The 2,228-nt window shown below is 73.2% G+C and carries 1 protein-coding gene; it reads right to left on the reverse strand.

What is annotated here, in order from left to right:
- The coding region (locus tag R6V09_RS51445; protein ID WP_317888296.1) for an amino acid adenylation domain-containing protein at positions 1-2,228 on the reverse strand (2,228 nt) is incomplete at both ends.

Consider the following 2,228-nt stretch of genomic DNA (forward strand, 5'->3'; position numbering starts at 1 on the left):
CTCGGCGGTCGCGGGAACGGCCTGGAGCCAGTGGGCCAGGCGCTGTTCGGCCTCGGGCGCGAGGGCGCGGGCGGTGAGGTGTTCGGCCCAGGTCTTCACCGAGTCGGTCCGCGGCGGCAGCAGGGCGGGCAGTCCCGCGCCGACCCGCTCCCACGCCTGGCGCAGGTCCTCCAGGAGCACGCGGTAGGTGATGCCGTCGGTGACCAGGTGGTGCATGACGATGAGGAGTTGGTCCGAGTGGGTGCCGCCGCGGAAGTACACCGCCCTGGCCACCGGGCCGTCCGTGATGTCCAGGCTCTCCTGGACTGAGGCGCAGCGCTCCTCGACGGTACGGCGGTAGGTGTCCTCGTCGGGGGCGCCGGTCACGTCGACGACGTCGTAGGGAACCTCCGCGGGGCCGTCGGTGTAGTGCTGGTTCCAGCCGGATCCGGTCCTGGTGTACCGCAGACGCAGGGCGTCGTGGTGGCCGAAGACCTCGCGCAGTGCCGTTCCCATGAGCTCGGGGTCGAGGGGGTGGTTGGCCCGCAGCAGCACCGACATGTTCCAGTGGTGCGGGTCGGGCTGGTCCTGGTCGAAGAACCACTTCTGGATGGGGCTGAGCGGGACCTCGCCCCGGGTCGCCTCGGGATCCTCGGCCGCGGACGGGGCGGTTTCCGTGGCCACGAGGGCGAGTTCGGCGATGGTCTGGTTCTGGAAGATCTGCTGCGAGGTCACCGCGAGGCCCTGCTGCCCGGCGAGGGAGGCGATCTGGATGCTCTGGATGGAGTCGCCGCCGAGCTCGAAGAAGTTGTCCTCGATGCCGACGTCACGGCGCAGCACCCGGCCCCAGATCTCCTGCAGTTTCCGCTCCGTGTCGTCGCGGGGCTCGGTGCGCCCGCCGCCGGTGGCGGGGGTGTCGGTGCCGAGGGCGGCCAGGGCCCGCCGGTCGACCTTGCCGCTGGTGGTGCGGGGCAGTTCGGGCAGCACGAGCACCGAGCCGGGCACGAGGTAGTCGGGGAGCCGGTCGCGCAGATGGGCGCGCAGTGCCGTGTGCAGTCCCGGCTCGGGCTGTTCCGCGGTGGATACGGCGTAGGCGGCCAGCCGCCGGTGTCCGTCGGCGCCGGTGAGGGCGAGCACCGCCGACTCCCGTACCTCGGGGTGGGCGTCGAGGGCGGCAACCACCTCTTCGGGCTCTACGCGGAAGCCCCGGATCTTGACCTGGTCGTCGCGGCGGCCGAGGTGTTCCAGGGCGCCGTCCTTCCAGCGGGCGAGGTCGCCGGTGCGGTAGAGGCGGGCGGCGGGGCGGCCCGAGAGGTGGTCGGGCACGAAGCGGTCGGCGGTCGTTTGGTCGTCGCCGAGGTAGCCGAGGCCGAGGGTGGGACCGCCGACGTGGATCTCGCCGGGCAGTCCGGGTGCGACGGGCCTCAGCTCGTCGTCGAGGACGTGGACCTGGAGGCCGGGCAGCGGCCGGCCGACGGGGACGGTCGCCCCGGTGGCTTCGGCGGCGGGGATGTCATGGGCGGCGACGATGCCCGCGGTCTCGGTCTGCCCGTACATGTTGATGTGCCGGGCGTGCGGGAACAGCGCGCGCCAGCCGTCGACGACCGACTGGGGCAGCGGTTCGCTGGCGGCGAGTACCAGCCGTACGTCCGTCGGGAGCCGCTCGGGGTCGGCGCCGTCCAGCAGTGGCAGGCACGTCCGCCAGTAGGAGGGGACGAGGTCGAGGACGGTGACGCCTTCGGCGCGGGCGAGGGCGAACAGGCTCACCGGGTCCTGGATGGCCTCGGTCGGGGCGATCACCAGTCGGCCGCCGACGGCCAGGGGCAGCAGTACCTGGCGGTAGGCCGCGCTGAAGGTGAGGCTCGCGGTCTGCAGATAGCCGCTCTCCTCACCGAGGTCGAGCAGGGTGCCGAGGGAGTTCAGGTAGGTGGCCAGGGCGCCGTGGCCGATCTGGACGGCCTTCGGGGTGCCGCTGGAGCCGGAGGTGTAGACGATGTACGCGGGGTCGTCCGGGTCCGGGACCGGCAGCGGGTCGTCGGCCGGCAGGTCGGCCGACGCGGCGGTGCCGGGGTCCACTGCTGTGACACCGGGCGGCAGCAGGGTGTGCAGGGCGGCGGGGGCGATGACCTGCCGCATGCCGGTCCGGGCGGCCATGAGGGCCAGGCGCTCAGCGGGGTACCCGGGGTCGAGCTGGCAGAAGGCGGCGCCGGTCCTGAGCACGGCGAGCATGCCGAGGACCTGGTCGGCCG

It is taken from the genome of Streptomyces sp. W16 (genome assembly GCF_033194735.1).
Taxonomy (GTDB): domain Bacteria; phylum Actinomycetota; class Actinomycetes; order Streptomycetales; family Streptomycetaceae; genus Streptomyces.